The following is an 18,376-nucleotide window of genomic DNA, read 5'->3' on the forward strand; positions in this document are numbered from 1 at the left end:
GCAGGCTCTACGCAAACGCATTAACGCAGGAATTTCTTTCGCAACGCTTTTGACTGTGCAAGTCGATTGAATGTCTCGGCATTTGGACAAAAATCCGGGGCGCGATCACTTCCCGTGCTGCAACCTGCCAGCCACGCCACACATTCATCGACATGCTGGCACGCGCGACACCGTGTGACAAGCGTTGCATACTCTTTTGCTGTAAGATCTTTCTCCAGCATCGCTTCTGATAAATTGACATCAAGACTGCGGGCCAAAGACCGGTTGATCCAAAAGTGCCGATCCGCATCGCCAAGCGATCTGTTGTGAACGGTCATGCCACTGCTCCTTGCTTTGCGGACAGCCCCGCCAATGTCGCGCGATTGCGGCACTGCATTGGGCATTCATCGCCACGCTTTGCGGCCCGCAACCACTTGCGACAGCCGGACACCCACTCACATCCACGACAGGAGGTGACCATGCCGGACCACTCTTCAAGATCAAGCGCCTCAGCGTCAAAGACGGCTGCAAAATCCACTTCGACGACTTTTCCCATGGTTTGCAACAACATAGTGTGGTCTTGCTCGGAGCCGATCACGTCGTGTTTCATACCGGCTTGCCCTTGCTCAGAAACTCAAACATCGTCGCATTGCGGCACATGATCGGCGCAGCCGACGCTCCAACACCACGGTTCGCGTTCAGCCAAAGCTCACACCCTTCGGTATCGCTACATCCTGTGCAACGCAGGACAGCATCTGAAAGCGTACAGGGGTCAAGCAAACCTTCCAGAATCTTTTCTTCCAAATCCACGCCCAGCGTATCGGCCATACGGTCCACAAGATCTGCGTGATGTTTGATTGTTATTGTGTCGGTCATGTTTGACCTTTCAAAAACCTGTTGCACCAGGTTGATGATGCCCCAGGGTGGTTGTCAAAACATTGATCTGTGTCAAGTTTTGAGCGCGTCGATATACGTCTGAACACAGTCCTGGACGTGCCGAAACCGGTCTCCGCCCAAATGTTTCCCGCCATACCAACGAGTTACAACAACGATGTGGTCAAAAAGCTGCGCCCGCTCCAGCATGCGCAAAATCACCATTCCGGCTCCCGCTTCTCCATCGTCAGACTTGAGCGGCGCGCCATCCGTTCGCAAAACCGCCCAGGTGTTATGCGTTGCGCGCGCGAATTTCTTGTCTTTTTTCAGCTCTTTGAGAAACTCGTCCACGGAGTGTCTGTCCACGGCTTCGCCCCCCGAAACCGCATATTTCGAGCCTCGGTCGCTGACCACATTCTTGATCTGCAGCATCAGAGCTGCGAATTCACCCGACGCACGGTTTGGATCCGTTCCGCATTGGGCGGATGCGTGCCCAGAAAACGGTCGCCAGGATCCGGGATCCGGTTAAAGAATTCCGCTCCACGAACCGGGTTGTACCCCGAGCGCCTCGCAATCACCGTGCCCAGCGCATCGGCCTCCAGTTCAAAGTCCTTGGAATAGGTCCGCGCGCCGACCGTCGCACCAACATTGGCTGCAGCATCCACCGCGCCTGATCCCGCACCGGCAAGTGTTGCCAATCCTCCGAGGATAATCGCCCCAGCCGTCGCATTTTGTCTCTGGCGCGGAATATGGCCGGCAATATGATGCGCCGCTTCGTGGCTGAGAACAAAGGCAATTTCATCGGAATTCCGCATATTGGCCAAAATAGCCAAGTTGAACGCAAGAATGGGACGGCCGTTTTTGTCCAACGTCTGATAAGCGTTGGCCGGTTGGTTGGGCCGTCTGTCAATCACGATGTTGAAATCGCAATTGGTGTTCTTCCGTCTTTGCCGACAATATCGTTCGGCAACAGGCTCCACACGGCCGATCACTTGCCGGAACCGCGTCACCTGTGCGTCTGTCGGAACACTTGGCGCCTTGCGTGCGGTTTGTTGCTGTGGCGCGGGCTGCTGTGGAGCAGACCCTTCTGTCGTGGTGACACACCCCGCCAACAGCGACACGAAAATCAAGCCAATCCAACGCATGAAACTTATCCCATTCCTGAACTCGGTCCGTAGTTTAGCAGGGATTCCCCGACCCGCCAGCCCTGTTGAGCGAAACATCGGTTTTCAGTCGCGGCTTGCCGATTTGTCCGCGTGACGAGGCCGAAGCTGTGTTGCATACTACGCCTGTAAATCAAAGAGGCTGACATGTTTTCAATCGAGCACGAATTTGATTCCACCGTGGTCACACTGGTGGACGAAGGTGAAACGCCGCTCCTAGAAGACGTGGTGATCAACGCGTTCGAGGAATGCGTCACGGTCGAGCAATTCGATCCGCGCACAGATTCCATGCAAAAGGTGACGCTAAGCATGTCTCAATTGCGCGATCTGCGCGCCGCATTGAACCTGCCGGAAGGGGTCTACAAACTCGCCGGCAAAGCCTCCTGACATTCGATGCAGCCAAACCTGCACCTTGATCCGCGCGCAAGTCGATCCGACATCCTGCTCAATAATGCAACCTAAAGGCCCACAATGCCCGATCCAAACCCAGCCGCGATGGCGTTTCTGCTCTCACGCCGGTCCCGCCCCGCCAAAACCCTCGGCTTGCCTGTCCCAACACGAGATGAGCTACGGCCTCTGCTGACCGCCGCCGGGCGCAGCCCGGACCACGGAAAACTCGAACCCTGGCGGTTTATTGTTTTAGAACGCGCGGCTCTGGAACGGTTGGCCAGCCTCGTGGACAAAAGGGGTGCCGAATTGAACCGCGCACCGGAAGATATCGCGAAGGCACGCTCCCAGTTTTCCGATGGCTCCCTCGCAATTGCCGTGATCGAAGTGCAAAAACCGTCCGAGAAAATCCCGCCCCTCGAACAAACCTATTCCGCCGGAGCCGCCTGCCTTGCCCTACTAAATGCGGCGCTTGCCTCTGGCTGGGGGGCCAACTGGCTCTCTGGCTGGCCCGCCCATGATCGCGGCTTTGTGGAAAAGGGGCTTGATCTCGCCCCACATGAACGTGTCGCCGGGTTCATCCATATCGGCACAGAACGCAGCGCGCCCCCCGAACGCCCACGCCCCGACATCGGCGCCATTACAACATGGATGTCTGAATGATTTTCGCATGCTTTTTCAAAGCACTGTCACAGATCAGCGATCCACGCTTTCGCAAGGTCCTGATGCTCGGCATCGGGCTGACTCTGGTTCTGCTCATTGCTGCCACCGCCGCGTTTCTGATGCTCATCCAATGGCTGGCCGGTGACACGACCGAGGTCTGGCTCATCGGCGAAGTGCAATGGCTCGATGACCTGCTGGGGTGGACGGGCTTTCTGGCCATGTTTGTGCTGTCCATATTTCTGATGGTGCCGGTCGCTTCGGCCATCACATCCATGTTCCTTGATGAGGTCGCCCAAGCTGTCGAGGATCGACACTACCCAAACCTGCCACCCGCAACGAGAGTCTCCCTGTGGGACGCGACACGCGACACCGTTAATTTTCTAGGCGTACTCGTCGGCGCGAACCTTCTGGCACTAGTCCTGTACGCCTTTGTGCCGCCTCTGATGCTCTTCATCTTCTGGGGAATGAACGGCTATCTGCTGGGCCACGAGTATTTCCAGCTCGCCGCGATGCGCCGCGTCGGGCGCACCAAGGCCCGTGAACTGCGCAAGGCCAACCGTGGCACGATCTGGTTGGCGGGCATCCTGATGGCCGTGCCACTCTCGATACCTCTGGTCAACCTGCTGATCCCGATCCTCGGCGCGGCCACATTCACTCATGTGTTCCATGGGTTGAAAAACCGTACCGCTTGAACAGCCTCTAAAGCGCCGAACCCTCTCGCGACTGTTCATCCGGCGTCGGTGTGTGGTTAAACACATAAGCCTCGCGACACGCCTGTTCCCCTCCCAGCGCGTCAATCCGAGCCCTTTGATCAGCAAAGCATTGCACGTTGACGGCCTCGGGGTCACAAACCTCACGCAAACGGCGCTTCCCCTCGGCAAGTGCATTGGCGATCCGCACATCCGCCTCCGAACGCCCGGCCAGATCCTCAAGCTCCAGCGGATCCGCCTCCAGATCAAATAGCTGCGGCGCATGCCCGACATAGTGAACATATTTCCACCCCCGCCACCGCACCATGAATGTGCCCGTGGTCGATCCTCCGTCGTGATACTCGCTCAACACAGTTCGCTCCAGATCATCCTCTGCGCGCGCTATGTCGCACAAGGAGTGTCCGGCAAGGTCCGATACCTGTGGCACGCCAAAAACATCCAAGGCCGTGGCCGAGACATCCAGAAGACTGGTGCCTGTGCCAACGCGTTTACCCTTAGGCACGCCCGGCCCGGCCAGGATCATCGGCACTCCGGCTGAGGCCTCATACATCACCTGTTTGGTCCAAAACCCATGATCGCCCAGCATCTCGCCATGATCCGAGACATAAAGGACAACCGTGTCTTCCGCCTGACCCGAAGCCTCCAGCGCCGCCAGGATACGTCCAACACAATCATCCATGAAACTGGTAAGCGCAAAATATGCGGCCTTCGCCTCTTTCAATCGCGCTTCGTCAAAGTAGCGATCATAGTCAAAGAAACTGGCGACATTGGCCAGTTCACTATGCGACGGACGCACGTCTGGCGCATAGCCTATGGGCAAATCCATGTCCTCCGGATGATAGAACTGCGCCCAGTCTTCTGGTGCTGTCAGCGGGTAGTGCGGGCTGACCAACGACACAAATGCCGCCCAGGGAGTTTCGCGGCGCTCAGGCGCATGCAGCCAATCACAAGCAGCCTCGGTGATGTCCCGGTCATAGGCCGTATAGCTGCTCTCACCCGTGCCCACATCGGCCGCCAGCTCTGCTGCCGCGTCATAGTCCGGCGTATTTTCTCGCAAGAGCCCCACGGCCCACCCCACGCCGCCCACCACATGCATCGGCAGGATCTCTTCGCTGAAGCCATTGTCATCCGTGCCGGATCGAAAATGGAGTTTGCCTATTGACGCCACATGCACACCCGCATTCCTCAACCTGTGCATCCAACTCGTCCGGCTGCCATCATACGGCGTCGCACTGTCCCAAAACCCCGTCCGGTGCACATGGTCACCACAGGCAATCGCGGCGCGCGTGGGCACACACATCGGGGACGGCGTGTAAGCGTTTTCGAATAGCGTACCGCGCGCCGCCAGCGCATCCAGGTTCGGCGTTTGAACAACTGGGTGCCCCATGCACCCCATCGCATCGCGCCGGTGTTCATCAGAAATCAGGATCAGGAAATTGGTCATACCTCACTCAACGCTGCAAATCGCACCGACGCAATACCGACGTGATACCGACGCAATACCGACCTTGATTTTCAGGCCATTTAGCTGAGCGATGTCACCCACAGAATCGTGGCATCCTCGTCGCTGACAGACACCACATTGTGCCCCATCGTGGCATCATAATAGGCACTGTCACCCCGGCGCATTTCGATGGGTTCGTAGAACTCGGTGTAAAGCCGGATCACCCCCGTCAGCACGTAAAGAAACTCTTCCCCGTCATGCCGCACCCAGCCGTCAAACTCCTCTACCGACCGCGCCCTGATGCGCGCGCGATAGGGCAGCATTTGCTTTTTTGAAAGCGCCTCTCCCAGAAGCTCATGTTCATAGGTAACAGTGGCATGGGTCTTGCCCTGACCGGTCTTGGTCACCGCCATACGCCCGCTGATCTGACCCGCGCTGGGCGGCGTAAAGAGTTGTGGAACAGAAATCTCCAGCCCGACGGCCAGTTTCTTAAGTGCTTCATAAGTGGGCGACATTTGCCCATTTTCAATCTTGCTCAGCGTTGATCGCGCCAGCCCAGCCTGCCGCGCGGCTTGCTCAAGGGTCCAGCCCTTAGATTTGCGCAGACCGCGAACGCGCGTTCCAAGATTGAGCGGTTCAGCGCCTTCTTCGGTGCCGCTGTCACGCGCAATGCGGATCAGATTGACAGGTGAACGATCTTCCATGATCCAGCTATAGGCCAGAGCTTTGCCACCTTGCAACCGACGAGGCCGCGGCCTAAGCCTTGGAAATGCTGTCGCAAACGCAATCTGAGCCTTTCCCGCCCTGCCCCGCGCCATTCAATCTGGCGGCGCATGTTCTGGGGCGCGCTGACGAACTGCAAGACAAAGTCGCGCTTGCCGTGCTCGGCCTGACCGGCGCGGAACGCTGGAGCTTTGCGCGATTGAAAACCGCTGTCTTGGGCACTGCAACCGGACTGCGCCAATCCGGGCTGGTACCCGGTGACCGCGTCTTGATGCGGCTTGGAAATAGTATTGACTTTCCAATATCTTATCTTGGATGTATTGCCGCTGACCTGGTACCTGTCGTCACTTCATCTCAGCTGACAGAGCGTGAAACGGCCACGATCATTGAAACCGTAGCCCCCAAACACATCCTGCGCAGCGTGGGCGTGGCGTGCCCAACAACGGACATCCCCGAGACCGAAACAGATGCCTTGCGCGCCATGCGCGACCTGCCACCAACCCGCTTTGAGATGGGCGATCCAAACCGGCCTGCCTACATCATCTTCACGTCAGGCACATCTGGCACGCCTCGGGCGGTGGTCCATGCCCACCGTGCCATCTGGGCGCGGCAGATGATGTTTGACGGCTGGTATGGCCTCACCGAGGATGACCGTCTCTTGCATGCAGGCGCCTTTAACTGGACCTACACGCTTGGCACCGGGTTGATGGATCCCTGGACCATCGGAGCCACGGCCTTGATCCCGGAAACCGGCACCACACCAGAGCAACTGCTGCTTTTGCTCAAACGCCATGATGCGACGATTTTTGCTGCGGCTCCGGGCGTTTATCGGAAAATTCTAGGGTATCACAAAGAGACCTCCCTGACGCGCCTGCGTCACGGCCTGACGGCCGGTGAAAAGCTGTCTGACACAATCCGTAATAACTGGGAACAGGCCACAGGCACCGCGCTTTATGAGGCCTACGGCATGTCCGAATGCTCTACCTTTGTCTCGGCCAGCCCGTCAAATCCCGCAGCACCCGGAACATTGGGCCAGCCTCAACCGGGCCGACGCTTGGCGCTTTTGGGTCCTGATGGCCCTGTCCCAATCGGCCAAGAAGGCACCATCGCCATTCACCGATCCGACCCGGGCCTCATGCTGGGCTATCTGAACGCTGAGGAAGAGACCCAAGCCCGCATGCAAGGCGACTGGTTTCTGACAGGAGATCAAGGGGTTATCGACGAGGCTGGCAACATCACCTATCTCGGACGATCCGATGACATGATGAATGCCGGGGGCTATCGCGTGTCTCCGATGGAGGTAGAGGCCGTGCTCAACGCCCATCCTGACATCACACAGGCCGCCGTCACCGATATCGAAGTCAAGCAAGACGCGCGCCTCATCATGGCCTTCTACACCGCCCCCAACCCGGTTGCCGACGCCGCGCTGACATCCTATGTCCAAGAGAACCTGGCCGCTTACAAGCAACCGCGCGGCTTTTTCCATGTTGAGGCGTTGCCCACTGGCGCCAACGGCAAACTCCTGCGTCGCGCCCTGCGACCGATTTACGAAAGCCTCCATGATCAAGCTTGATATCATCTCCGACCCGATCTGCCCGTGGTGCTATATCGGAAAAACTGCCTTGGATAAGGCCTTGCTCGAACGGCCCAAACATCCGTTCACCATTGAATGGCATCCATTTCAACTGAATCCTGACATGCCCAGGGAAGGCATGGATCGCCGCGCCTATCTGGAGGGCAAGTTTGGTGGCAAGAAAGGCGCGGTGGAGGCCTACGCCCCTGTGGTCGAACGCGCTGAGGCCGAGGGGCTGCACATCAACTTCGAAGGGATCACCCGCACGCCCAACACCATGGACGCCCACAGGCTCATTCACTGGGCCGGGGTTGAGGACCGCCAGATGCCCGTCGCCATGTCGCTTTTTCGCGCCTATTTCGAAGAAGGCCGTGATATCGGCGACCGCGAAGTGCTCGGCGATATTGCCGACAGCGCGGGTATGGACGCAGCCGTAGTGCAAAAGCTGCTCGCCTCCGACGCCGATATCGAGGACATCACCCAACGCGACACTGCTTTTCGGCAAATGGGTGTCACGGGCGTGCCCTGCTTCATTGTTGCAGGCAAACACGCCGTGCCCGGATGCCAGCCCACCGGCATGTGGATCAAGGTGATTGACGAAATCACGGCTCAGCTAGAGGCAGATGGCGAGGTATAGTGCTTTTGCGTACCAGCTGCCTGTGGTAGCGCGCAGTCATGCAATCGTCTCCCGCCACGACCAACCAAACCCTAAGCCGCACAGAATTCGTGGCACTTATGGCCATGCTCGTGGCCACGATTGCCTATTCCATCGACGCCATGCTCCCCGCACTGCCCCAGATCGGTGCGGATCTATCGCCAAGTGATCCAAACCGCGCGCAACTGGTGGTGGGCAGCTTCATTCTGGGTCTAGGTCTGGGCACGTTTTTCGTGGGCGCGATATCGGACGCCTTCGGGCGCAAGCCCGTGCTGTTCTGGGGTGCAGTGATCTACGTCATCGGCGCGGCCTTGGCCACACTGACCCCTTCTATGGAGGCCCTCATCGCCGCGCGCATCCTTCAGGGCCTCGGCGCGTCTGCGGCGCGGATCGTGGCGCTGGCCATCATTCGAGACCTTTATAAAGGGCGTGAGATGGCCCGGCTTATGAGCTTTGTGATGCTGGTCTTTGCCCTCGTGCCAGCCGTTGCCCCTATGGCCGGAGCTGCCATTCTCAGCGTTACAGGATGGCGCGGGATTTTCGTTTCCTTCCTGGTTTTTGCCGCCATCACAACCCTCTGGACCAGCTTACGTCTCACAGAACCCCTACCACCAGAGCAGCGCAACAAATTCGAGTTGCGCACACTTCTGAGCGCCGCGAAAGAAGTTATCGCCCACCCGATGGTGCGCCTGTCCATCGCCGTGCAGACGCTCTGCTTCACAATGCTTTTCGCGTCGATCAGCTCGATCCAGCAGATCATGGACCAGAGCTTTGGCCGGGGATCGGAATTCCCCTATTGGTTCGCCCTAATTGCACTTGTGGCCGCCACTGGCAGCATCGTAAACGCCTCGCTGGTTCTCCGGCTCGGCATGAGAAAACTGATCCTCGTGGCACTTATTGGCCAGATTGTCGTGACCGTTCCAATCCTTGCGCTCTTTTTGCTCCAAAATAGCGCTGGGCCCGGGTTCTTTATCTATTTCCCATGGCAGGTCACTGTTTTCTTCATGATTGGCCTGACCTTGGGCAACCTCAACGCACTGGCGCTCGAACCGTTGGGCCATATCGCAGGAATGGCGGCCAGCATCACGACTGGGATTGCGACGGTGGGTTCCGTGGTGTTCTCTGTACCTATAGGTCTTGCATTCAACGGTACTCCGGTTCCTTTACTTGTCGGCGTTTTGATTTGTGCATGCGTCGCGTGCGCCCTGACACAGCGCATGCGCGGTCTGGAAAGAGGCAGTTCGACATAAAACAATTTTAGTATACCATCGCATACCGTCTAGCCAGAACGCTTCCAATAGGGTATCACGCGCACAAATCACGATTCCCGGGCTGGATGGGTCTTATGCGTTTTAGACCCGCCCAGCGCCACCGCTTCACATGCGTATGGCACCGGACCGCGCAATCGCTCGAAACAAATCAGATCAAGAGGGATCTCAGATGGCCAACACTCCCAATCCCGACATCATCTACACCAAGGTTGACGAAGCTCCCGAGCTTGCCAGCGCGTCGCTACTGCCCATTATCCAGCGCTTTGCCAAAGCCGCAGGTGTCAGTGTCGGTACCAAGGATATCTCGCTTGCCGGGCGCATTCTGGCGACTTTCCCGGATCACCTCAAAGAGGATCAACGCATTGCGGACGACCTCGCCGAGTTGGGGAAACTGGTCAAAACACCCGATGCCAACGTCATCAAGCTGCCGAACATCTCGGCCTCCGTTCCGCAACTCGTAGAAGCTGTGCGTGAACTGCAGAGCAAAGGCTTTGCTGTGCCCGATTACCCTGAGACGCCTGACACAGACGCCGAGAAAGAAATCCGCGCCCGCTATGACACGATCAAAGGCTCCGCTGTGAACCCGGTTCTACGAGAAGGCAACTCTGACCGCCGCGCGGCCGCGGCCGTCAAGAAGTTTGCCCAGAACAATCCACACCGCATGGGCGACTGGAGCGCCGACAGCAAAACACGCGTAGCCGCCATGTCAGGCAATGACTTCTTCTCGAATGAGGTATCGGCCACCTTGCCGAACGAGACGGACGCCAAGATCATTCTTGAAACAGCAAATGGCGAAACCGTTCTGAAAGACGGCCTGTCCTACCCCGCTGGCACAGTTGTGGACGCAACCTTCATGTCGGCCGCTGCCCTGGATGCGTTCCTGACCGACGAAATCGAGAAAACCAAAGCCGAAGGCGTGCTCTATTCGCTGCACATGAAAGCCACGATGATGAAGGTCTCTGACCCGATCATCTTTGGCCACGCGGTCAAAACCTTCCTTGCGCCTGTATTTGAGAAATACTGGACCGAGATGGATGCGCTCGGCGTTAACCCGAACCAAGGTCTTGGCGCACTAGTGGACAAGGTTGAAGGCAACGCCGAGATCAAAGCTGCGATTGAGGCTTGCATGGCCGAGCGCCCGCCGATGTACATGGTCGACAGCGACAAGGGCATCACCAATTTGCACGTGCCCTCTGACGTGATCATTGACGCCTCCATGCCTGCTCTGATCCGTGCCGGTGGCAAGGGTTGGGGACCGGATGGGAAAGAGGCGGATGCGGTCTGTGTGATCCCCGACAACTCCTATGCGCCGGTCTATGACGAAGCAATTAACTTCTTCAAAGCCAACGGAAAACTGGACCCGGCGACCGCCGGGACGGTGCAGAACCTGGGGCTGATGGCGCAGAAGGCCGAAGAATACGGCAGTCACCCAACCACATTTGAAATCCCGGAGGCCGGGACCGTCAAGATGATCCTCGACGATGGCACGGTGCTTCATTCACATGATGTGCAAGCCGGCGATATCTGGCGCTCTGCCTCGGCGCGCAAGGCCCCTATCGAAGACTGGGTAAATCTCGCCATCGAACGCCAGAAAGCCACTGGTTTCCGTGCAATTTTTTGGCTCGATGCCAGCCGCGCGCATGACGCAGAACTGATCAAATACGTGACACCTATTCTTGAGGCCAAAGGCGTGGCTGACAAGTTCGAGATCATGGCCCCGCGCGAGGCCACTCGCGCCTCGCTTGAAACGATCACGAAGGGCGAAAATACCATCGCAATCACCGGCAACGTTCTGCGTGACTATCTGACTGACCTCTTCCCGATCCTCGAACTCGCCACATCGGCCAAGATGCTGTCGATTGTGAAGCTTATGCAGGGCGGCGGGTTGTTTGAAACCGGCGCGGGCGGTTCTGCCCCGAAACATGTGCAGCAGTTGCATGGCGAAAATCATCTGCGCTGGGACAGCTTGGGTGAGTTTTGCGCCTTGGGCGAAAGCTTCAAATTCCTTGCAGATGCCAAAGGCAATGCAAAAGCACGGGTTCTGGGCGACGCGGTCGAAGCCGCCACACAAGGCATCCTGGACGACAACCGCAGTCCCGGTCGCAAGGTTGGTCTGCCTGACAACCGCGACAGCCATTACTGGTTCGCCCGCTACTGGGCCGAGGCGCTCGCGGCACAAAGCGATGAAGCTGATCTGGCAGCGGAATTTGCACCGGTGGCCAAGGCTTTGGCGGATAACGAGGCCAAGGTCATCGAAGAACTGGACGCAGGCCAAGGCGCACCCGCTGACACCGGCGGCTATTACCTCAATGATGAAGCGAAACTCGCCGCCGTAATGCGTCCTAGTGCAACGCTGAACGCGATTATCGGCTAAGCCATATTGCTCCGAAGATTTCACCCCTGGTCACGTCGGGGGTGAGCCTATTGCCCCCGATTGTGTGTTTTCGCGTACATCTCGGCAATCATGCGGCTTGCCGTTTTCTCAAACGCAAAAGGCAGCACCGCATGCACCAACGCACAAAACGCTGCGGCAAACAGCCGAAGGCTGAATGCCCCTGCAAAACGGGCATGTTCGAGGTAGCTCTCATCCACACTGCGCGGATGGTCAAGAAAAAGGCGGGTAATCATAGGCTGTCTCCTGTTCTACGCGTGGCCAGGACGCTATCGCAGGGCAGAGTTGATTGGCTCCCAAATTTCAAAAATTATTAATAGATATTGAGAATTTTTCCCAATATAATTTCAATATGCCAAAAATCGATGCATTTGACCGCAAAATCTTGAACGCCCTTCAACATGAAGCGGACTTGGGCCTGGAAGAGCTTGGTGACAGGGTTGGCCTGTCCCGCAATGCCTGCTGGCGGCGGATCAAGGCATTGGAAGACGCAAAGGTCATTCGCGGGCGCGTGGCACTTCTGGACGCACAAAAGCTGAACCTGGGCCTCAATGTTTTTATTCAGATCAAGGCCGCGGCCCATGACGCCAAATGGCTTGATCAATTCTCCCGCGCGACAAGAGACATGGAGCAAATCCAAGGCGTGTACCGCATGACCGGTGATCTGGATTATCTGATCCGCGCGCGGGTCGCAGATATGGCAGATTACGACCGGCTGTATCAGACCCTTGTGGCGCGCGTTCCGATGGGCGATGTGTCCGCGAGCTTTGTTATGGAAGAGATCAAGGACACAACCGCCCTGCCTCTGATCTAGCGAACCCTAGTTCCGCGCACCGGACATTGTACCGAAAAAGTCAATGTCCCGCACGGTAATCACCTCACCCAGAATGATGTAGGCGGCGATTGCCCAAATCACGAAAGCCACTGCAGTGGTGATGATGAATTTCTTGCGCAAGTGATGCTTCTCAGGCGAGCCATGATGCGTGCCCTCGACGGTGGTGCCCGCCTCGCCCTGCGTCTGGATACGAATGGGAAGTGCGACCAGAAAGGTCATGAACCAGATCACCAGAAACAGAACTATGCCAGATGCCACCCCCATCAGACCTGCTCCAGCTCAACAAGGCAGCCGTTGAAATCTTTAGGGTGCAAGAACAAGACCGGCTTGCCATGTGCCCCGATCTTGGGATTGCCATCGCCCAGCACACGTGCACCAGTCTCTTTCAGACGGTCCCGAGCCGCGAGAATATCGTCGACCTCGTAGCACACATGATGGATGCCACCCGAGGGGTTCTTTTCCAGAAAGCCATTGATCGGGCTATCCTCGCCCAGCGGAAAAAGTAGCTCTATCTTTGTGTTGGGCAACTCGATGAAGATCACTGTGACACCATGATCCGGCTCATCCTGCGGCGCCCCCACATTTGCGCCCAGCGCACCGCGATATTGTTCTGCTGCGGCCTCCAGGTCTGGCACGGCAATGGCTACGTGGTTCAAGCGTCCAATCATGGCAGATGTCCTCAGCGTTCGATGTTGCGCTTGTTATGGGGTCACTCGCAACAAGAGACAAGAGACAGAGCGCCGCAACGGACCGTCCTCACTCCTTTCTGCACAGAACAGCACGATTAACGGTTCATTAGCCCAGGCCGAATAGCGTGAGGTTGGGTATTCAGTTGCAGGAGACCTCTGATGGACGAATCCGATCCCTTTGCGTTGCGCACATCGCCCACCGCTCGAAGACCACTACTCGGCCTCACTGTTCTGGTGGTCGAAGACAGCCGATTTGCCTGTGAAACCATGCGCTTGATGTGCCTGCGCAGCGGTGCACGTATTCGGCGCGCGGACTGCCTGCGCTCGGCGCGACGGCATCTGAAAGTTTACCGGCCATCGGTCGTGATCGTTGACATGGGCCTACCCGATGGGCGGGGTGAAGACTTGATCCGCGATTTGAACACAGCCACCCCAAGGGTCAGCGCACTTTTGGGCATCAGCGGAGATGATGGTGCAGAAGAGCGCGCGGCGGTTGCTGGGGCAGATGGGTTTCTTAGCAAACCGCTTCAAAGCCTCGCTGCCTTTCAAGAGGCAGTGCTGGCCATTCTTCCCGAAACGCAGCGCCCCCAGGGCCTTAGGTCGGTGGCGGATGATCAGATCATTCCTGACCCCGCCACATATCGCGATGACATGTCCCATGTGGCGGACTTGTTAGATGGTGAAACCGATGGTCCCATGTTGGACTATGTGGCGCAATTTCTAGGCGGCGTGGCACGATCAGCCCATGACACATCTTTGGCCGAAGCCGCCACGCGGCTCAAAAAACAACGTGCAACGGGCGCGGGTGCCTCAGACATTGTGCGGGATCTGTCTCAGATGGTGCGCGACCGGATCAAGCAAAAAGTTGCGATCTAGTCTAGGCTTGGGTCATTGGCGCGCCGCACCAAGCGAGTCAAATCGCTGACCCGCTCTTTCTGTGCCCCGTGCTCATCGAAATTCGATGGCGAAAGCCAAAGCTGATAGGCTTCCTTGAGCGCAGGCCAGTCCTTGTCGATCACCGCCAGCCATGCCGTGTCACGATTGCGCCCCTTGACCACCGTGGCCTGCACAAAGACACCTTCATAGCTGAACCCCAGCCTTTGCGCTGCGGCGCGAGACGGCCGGTTGAGCGCATCACATTTCCATTCATATCGCCGATAACCTACATCAAAGGCCCATTCCATCATCAGATACATCGCCTCGGTGGCCGCGCGCGTCCGCTGTAGCGCGGGGGCCATGGCGATGTAGCCCACCTCGATAGAGCCAGAGGCAGGCTTCATGCGGAGATAAGAGGCAAAGCCACCGAATGCGCCAGAATCCTTGTCAAAGATAGCAAAAAACAAGATGTCATCCGCTGCTGTCGCGTCCTTCATCCAGCGGTGAAACTGCGCCGCTGACCCAAAGGGCCCCGCCGGCATGTAATCCCAAACCCAGTCATGACCCTCAAACGCCCGAAACAGAAGCGCTGCATGCAACTCTGCCTCTAGGGGCTCCAACCGCGCATAGCGACCCTCCAAGACCATATCTCCTGGCAAAGGCGGCTCGTGCCAGCCTTCGACGACGGGTCCGATTGGACGGTCAGCACGCATTCCCCCACTCCTTCACGCTCACCCAAACGATAGGCGTGACAGCGGCCAAAAGAAAAGTGGGAAAACGTTCACTCCTGCGGAATAACCCTGAGCCCCAATTCCATCAACTGGTCACTTGTCGGATCGCTTGGCGCGTTCATCATCAGGTCTTCGGCGCGTTGGTTCATCGGGAACATGATGACCTCACGGATGTTGGACGTGCCCGCCAGCAGCATCACGATCCGGTCAATCCCCGCCGCACAGCCGCCGTGTGGCGGCGCACCGTATTGAAAGGCGTTGACCATGCCGCCAAAGCGCTTGCGCACCTCGGCCTCATCATAGCCTGCGAGCTCAAACGCCTTAATCATGATCTCAAGCTTGTGGTTCCGGATAGCGCCAGAGACGAGCTCATACCCGTTGCAGGCCAAGTCATACTGGTAACCAAGTACAGACAGCGGATCGCTGGTCAGCGACTCCACCCCGCCTTGTGGCATGGAGAAAGGGTTGTGCGAGAAGTCAATCGCACCGCTTTCCTCATCCGCCTCATACATCGGGAAATCCACAATCCAGGCAAAGGCGAAACGGTTCTGATCGGTAAGGTTTAGCTCTTCCCCAATCACATCGCGCGCCTTGGCCGCGACGCGCTCAAAGGCGCTTGGCTTGCCCCCAAGGAAGAACGCCGCATCACCCACGCCAAGGCCAAGCTGTTGGCAGATGGCCTCAGTCCGCTCAGGACCGATGTTCTTGGCCAAGGGTCCGGCGGCTTCCATTCCATCCCCCTGATCACGCCAAAAGATATACCCCATTCCCGGCAGGCCCTCTTTCTGAGCAAAGGCATTCATACGGTCACAGAACTTGCGGTTGCCACCCGTGGGCGCAGGGATCGCGCGGATTTCGGTGCCCTCTTGCTCCAGAAGCTTGGCAAAGATGGCAAAGCCAGAGCCGCGGAAATGCTCGGACACGTCCTGCATCTCAATCGGGTTGCGCAGGTCAGGCTTATCCGAACCATATTTCAGCATCGCCTCGGCAAAGGGGATCTGCGGCCAGCTTTCCGGCGCATCCACCGCCTTGCCGCCGCCGAATTCCTCGAACACACCGGCAATCACAGGCGCGACCGTGTCAAACACATCCTGCTGCTCAACAAAGCTCATTTCCATGTCGAGCTGGTAGAAATCCGTGGGTGAGCGGTCGGCGCGGGGATCCTCATCGCGAAAGCACGGCGCGATCTGGAAATACCTGTCAAAGCCCGACACCATGATCAGCTGTTTGAATTGCTGTGGGGCTTGCGGCAGAGCGTAGAATTTACCCGGATGCAGGCGGCTCGGCACCAGAAAGTCGCGCGCGCCTTCCGGGCTGGACGCCGTGATAATCGGCGTTTGATACTCGCGGAACTCCTTATCCCACATCCTTTTGCGGATAGAGGCCACCACGTCAGAGCGCAGCTTCATGTTCTCCTGCATCACCTCACGGCGCAGATCGAGATAGCGATGGCGCAGACGGGTCTCCTCAGGATATTCCTGATCCCCAAAGACAATCAAAGGCAGTTCTTCAGCAGAGCCCAGAACCTCCATATCCCGGATAAAGACCTCAATCTCACCCGTTGGGATCTTGGCGTTGATCAGGCTCTCATCCCGCGCCTTTACATTGCCATCAATGCGAATGCACCATTCAGAGCGCACCTTCTCAACCTCGGAAAAAACCGGGCTGTCGGGGTCGCAAAGCACCTGCGTCACGCCATAGTGATCACGCAGATCGATAAAGAGCACGCCTCCGTGATCGCGAATACGATGCACCCAACCAGACAGGCGCACGGTATCGCCGACATTGTCTTTGGTCAGCTCGGCACAGGTGTGAGAGCGATATGCGTGCATAATAAGGCCTCCGAGGCAGTCTCCGGCCCCAAAAGGCCGCACATTTGACGTCCGGGCCGATACACATGGGTGCGCGGGTAAAGTCAAGGCCCGCCTTTTGTGCGGGAAACCGCGCAATCCGGCAAAACCGTTTACAGGTCTGTCAAATTGCGCAAAAATCTTGGCCACAAAGAACAAGCCGGAGTGGGAGCCGGCACAGAGGCAGGATCGCACGAGGGACCACGGGACGTGCCGAAACGGCGCATTTAATGACGTGGGGTGGACTATGTGGATCAAACTGCTTGATGCCTTTCTAAGGCACCTCTTTCGCAAAGGTGAGCTTCGACTGACCTTTCCTGACGGAACCAAGGAAACATATGGCGATGGCGGAAGTCCTTCTGTGGCGGTGTCGCTCAAAGAAGATAGCCTGCCCTGGCGGATCATCATGTCGCCCGATCTTGCCGTTGGAGAGGCCTATACCGATGGCACACTGACGATCGAGGATGATGACCTTTACGGGTTCCTGTCCCTCGCCGTGAGCAATATCGCTGCGCAAGGTCAACCCTGGTTCCGAAAACCGCTTGTTGTGCTGCGCCATCTGGGCCGTCACCTGCAACAATTCAACCCAGCCAGCCGCTCCCGCTCAAACGTGGCGCATCACTATGACCTGTCAGGTGAGCTCTACGATCTGTTCCTCGACGAGGACCGTCAGTATTCCTGCGGGTATTTTGCTGATCCCAATATGACGCTGGAAGAGGCGCAAATTGCCAAGAAGCAGCATATCGCACGCAAGCTGATGATCGAGCCAGGCATGCGGGTGCTGGATATCGGCTGTGGCTGGGGCGGTATGGGTCTCACCCTGGCGCGTGACTTTGGCGCTGATGTGGTCGGCGTCACTCTGTCCGAAGAGCAACATGCCATGGCCAACCAGCGCGCCGAAGCGGCAGGACTGGCCGACAAAGCCCAGTTCAAACTGATGGATTACCGCGATGTGCAGGGAACGTTTGACCGCATTGTCTCGGTTGGCATGTTCGAACATGTGGGCGTGCCGCACTACAACGAGTATTTCCGCACCGTGCGCAGGCTGCTTAAGGACGATGGCGTGGCGCTCATTCACACGATAGGCCGCTGCGCCCCACCCAGCACAACAAGCCCGTGGATCGCCAAATACATCTTCCCCGGCGGCTATGTGCCGTCCCTGTCAGAGGCCACCAAGGCCATCGAGTATCAGGATTTTCACACAACTGATATCGAGATTTGGCGCTTGCATTACGCCGAAACGCTGCGCCATTGGTACAATCGCTTTATGGAAAACATCGACAAAGCCGAAGCGCTTTATGACGCCCGGTTCTGTCGGATGTGGCGATACTACCTGATTGCCTGCGAAACGACGTTCCGTTTCAACAAACAGGTCGTGTTCCAGTTCCAGCTGTCCCCGAAACAGGATGTGGTGCCGCTGACGCGGGATTATCTCTATCCGCAGGCTGCCAAAGAAGTCCGCCACGCGGCGGAATAAACCACCGGAATCGCTCTTACCGGCAGCAAGAGGTGCGATGCCTCTTGCACTGCTTGGCGTGGCAGTTATAAGGCCAACAATTTGC

At 57.6% G+C, this 18,376-nt stretch carries 22 protein-coding genes; 10 read left to right on the top strand and 12 right to left on the bottom strand.

The window, feature by feature from the left end; genetic code table 11:
• Positions 1-20 precede the first annotated feature (20 nt).
• From RZ517_RS15315 to RZ517_RS15335, 5 genes are all read right to left on the bottom strand, one after another.
• Positions 21-317: a DUF6455 family protein gene (locus tag RZ517_RS15315; RefSeq protein WP_338549025.1), complete on the bottom strand. Its 297-nt coding sequence runs from the start codon at positions 315-317 to the stop codon at positions 21-23.
• Positions 314-589 (bottom strand): DUF6455 family protein, encoded by a 276-nt coding sequence (locus RZ517_RS15320; RefSeq protein ID WP_338549026.1) that lies wholly within the window; start codon positions 587-589, stop codon positions 314-316. Before RZ517_RS15320 ends, RZ517_RS15315 begins: the two co-directional genes overlap by 4 nt.
• A complete protein-coding gene (locus RZ517_RS15325) occupies positions 586-855 on the bottom strand; it encodes a DUF6455 family protein (protein WP_338549027.1) in 270 nt (89 codons plus the stop codon). The genes RZ517_RS15320 and RZ517_RS15325 overlap by 4 nt, the downstream gene beginning before the upstream one ends.
• A 72-nt stretch (positions 856-927) precedes the next feature.
• Positions 928-1,284, bottom strand: coding sequence for a YigZ family protein (locus tag RZ517_RS15330; RefSeq protein ID WP_338549028.1), 357 nt, complete (start codon positions 1,282-1,284; stop codon positions 928-930).
• Positions 1,284-1,997, bottom strand: coding sequence for a M48 family metallopeptidase (locus tag RZ517_RS15335; RefSeq protein WP_338549029.1), 714 nt, complete (start codon positions 1,995-1,997; stop codon positions 1,284-1,286). Before RZ517_RS15335 ends, RZ517_RS15330 begins: the two co-directional genes overlap by 1 nt.
• Before the next feature lie 165 nt (positions 1,998-2,162).
• On the opposite strand from RZ517_RS15335, the gene RZ517_RS15340 reads away from it, so the two are divergent.
• From RZ517_RS15340 to RZ517_RS15350, 3 genes are all read left to right on the top strand, one after another.
• Positions 2,163-2,402: a hypothetical protein gene (locus RZ517_RS15340; RefSeq protein ID WP_338549030.1), complete on the top strand. Its 240-nt coding sequence runs from the start codon at positions 2,163-2,165 to the stop codon at positions 2,400-2,402.
• Positions 2,403-2,486: 84 nt separating this feature from the next.
• Positions 2,487-3,065 carry a nitroreductase family protein gene (locus RZ517_RS15345; protein WP_338549031.1) on the top strand — a complete coding sequence of 193 codons (579 nt, stop codon included), beginning with the start codon at positions 2,487-2,489 and terminating at the stop codon, positions 3,063-3,065.
• Positions 3,062-3,757 (top strand): EI24 domain-containing protein, encoded by a 696-nt coding sequence (locus RZ517_RS15350; RefSeq protein WP_338549032.1) that lies wholly within the window; start codon positions 3,062-3,064, stop codon positions 3,755-3,757. Before RZ517_RS15345 ends, RZ517_RS15350 begins: the two co-directional genes overlap by 4 nt.
• 7 nt (positions 3,758-3,764) lie before the next feature.
• Here RZ517_RS15350 and RZ517_RS15355 read toward each other — a convergent pair whose 3' ends face one another.
• Both RZ517_RS15355 and RZ517_RS15360 read right to left on the bottom strand, forming a co-directional pair.
• Positions 3,765-5,219: a sulfatase-like hydrolase/transferase gene (locus tag RZ517_RS15355; RefSeq protein WP_338549033.1), complete on the bottom strand. Its 1,455-nt coding sequence runs from the start codon at positions 5,217-5,219 to the stop codon at positions 3,765-3,767.
• A gap of 80 nt (positions 5,220-5,299) precedes the next feature.
• A complete protein-coding gene (locus tag RZ517_RS15360; protein ID WP_338551179.1) occupies positions 5,300-5,923 on the bottom strand; it encodes a helix-turn-helix domain-containing protein in 624 nt (207 codons plus the stop codon).
• A gap of 65 nt (positions 5,924-5,988) precedes the next feature.
• Between RZ517_RS15360 and RZ517_RS15365 the strand changes: the two genes are divergently transcribed.
• The 4 genes from RZ517_RS15365 (at position 5,989) to RZ517_RS15380 (ending at position 11,815) form a co-directional block, all read left to right on the top strand.
• Positions 5,989-7,515: a class I adenylate-forming enzyme family protein gene (locus RZ517_RS15365; protein ID WP_338549034.1), complete on the top strand. Its 1,527-nt coding sequence runs from the start codon at positions 5,989-5,991 to the stop codon at positions 7,513-7,515.
• Positions 7,502-8,152, top strand: coding sequence for a DsbA family oxidoreductase (locus RZ517_RS15370; protein WP_317057115.1), 651 nt, complete (start codon positions 7,502-7,504; stop codon positions 8,150-8,152). The genes RZ517_RS15365 and RZ517_RS15370 overlap by 14 nt, the downstream gene beginning before the upstream one ends.
• A 38-nt stretch (positions 8,153-8,190) precedes the next feature.
• Positions 8,191-9,420, top strand: a complete 1,230-nt coding sequence (locus RZ517_RS15375; RefSeq protein WP_317057114.1) for a multidrug effflux MFS transporter — start codon at positions 8,191-8,193, stop codon at positions 9,418-9,420.
• Positions 9,421-9,610: 190 nt separating this feature from the next.
• A complete protein-coding gene (locus RZ517_RS15380; protein ID WP_338549035.1) occupies positions 9,611-11,815 on the top strand; it encodes an NADP-dependent isocitrate dehydrogenase in 2,205 nt (734 codons plus the stop codon).
• Between the two features lie 47 nt (positions 11,816-11,862).
• Here RZ517_RS15380 and RZ517_RS15385 read toward each other — a convergent pair whose 3' ends face one another.
• Complete coding sequence (locus tag RZ517_RS15385) at positions 11,863-12,069, bottom strand: DUF6356 family protein (protein WP_338549036.1); 207 nt, start codon at positions 12,067-12,069, stop codon at positions 11,863-11,865.
• A 116-nt stretch (positions 12,070-12,185) separates the two neighbouring features.
• Between RZ517_RS15385 and RZ517_RS15390 the strand changes: the two genes are divergently transcribed.
• On the top strand, positions 12,186-12,647 hold the full coding sequence (locus RZ517_RS15390) for an Lrp/AsnC family transcriptional regulator (RefSeq protein ID WP_338549037.1): 462 nt from the start codon (positions 12,186-12,188) through the stop codon (positions 12,645-12,647).
• Between the two features lie 6 nt (positions 12,648-12,653).
• Here the strand turns inward: RZ517_RS15390 and RZ517_RS15395 are convergent, their stop codons facing one another.
• Together RZ517_RS15395 and mce are read right to left on the bottom strand one after the other, a co-directional pair.
• Positions 12,654-12,932 carry a DUF1467 family protein gene (locus RZ517_RS15395; RefSeq protein ID WP_338549038.1) on the bottom strand — a complete coding sequence of 93 codons (279 nt, stop codon included), beginning with the start codon at positions 12,930-12,932 and terminating at the stop codon, positions 12,654-12,656.
• On the bottom strand, positions 12,932-13,336 hold the full coding sequence (gene mce, locus RZ517_RS15400; RefSeq protein WP_338549039.1) for a methylmalonyl-CoA epimerase: 405 nt from the start codon (positions 13,334-13,336) through the stop codon (positions 12,932-12,934). Before mce ends, RZ517_RS15395 begins: the two co-directional genes overlap by 1 nt.
• A 180-nt stretch (positions 13,337-13,516) precedes the next feature.
• Between mce and RZ517_RS15405 the strand changes: the two genes are divergently transcribed.
• Positions 13,517-14,233: a response regulator gene (locus RZ517_RS15405; protein WP_338549040.1), complete on the top strand. Its 717-nt coding sequence runs from the start codon at positions 13,517-13,519 to the stop codon at positions 14,231-14,233.
• Here the strand turns inward: RZ517_RS15405 and RZ517_RS15410 are convergent.
• Both RZ517_RS15410 and aspS read right to left on the bottom strand, forming a co-directional pair.
• The gene (locus RZ517_RS15410) at positions 14,230-14,946 is read right to left on the bottom strand and encodes a GNAT family N-acetyltransferase (RefSeq protein WP_338549041.1); all 717 of its coding nucleotides are present in this window, start codon (positions 14,944-14,946) and stop codon (positions 14,230-14,232) included. The genes RZ517_RS15405 and RZ517_RS15410 overlap by 4 nt on opposite strands.
• A gap of 68 nt (positions 14,947-15,014) precedes the next feature.
• A complete protein-coding gene (gene aspS / locus RZ517_RS15415; RefSeq protein ID WP_338549042.1) occupies positions 15,015-16,796 on the bottom strand; it encodes an aspartate--tRNA ligase in 1,782 nt (593 codons plus the stop codon).
• Between the two features lie 265 nt (positions 16,797-17,061).
• Here aspS and RZ517_RS15420 point away from each other — a divergent pair, with 265 nt between their 5' ends.
• A complete protein-coding gene (locus tag RZ517_RS15420; protein ID WP_338549043.1) occupies positions 17,062-18,291 on the top strand; it encodes a cyclopropane-fatty-acyl-phospholipid synthase family protein in 1,230 nt (409 codons plus the stop codon).
• Positions 18,292-18,376 lie beyond the last annotated feature (85 nt).

Origin of the sequence: Roseovarius sp. S88, assembly GCF_037023735.1 — a bacterium.
Taxonomy (GTDB): Bacteria; Pseudomonadota; Alphaproteobacteria; order Rhodobacterales; family Rhodobacteraceae; genus Roseovarius; species Roseovarius phycicola.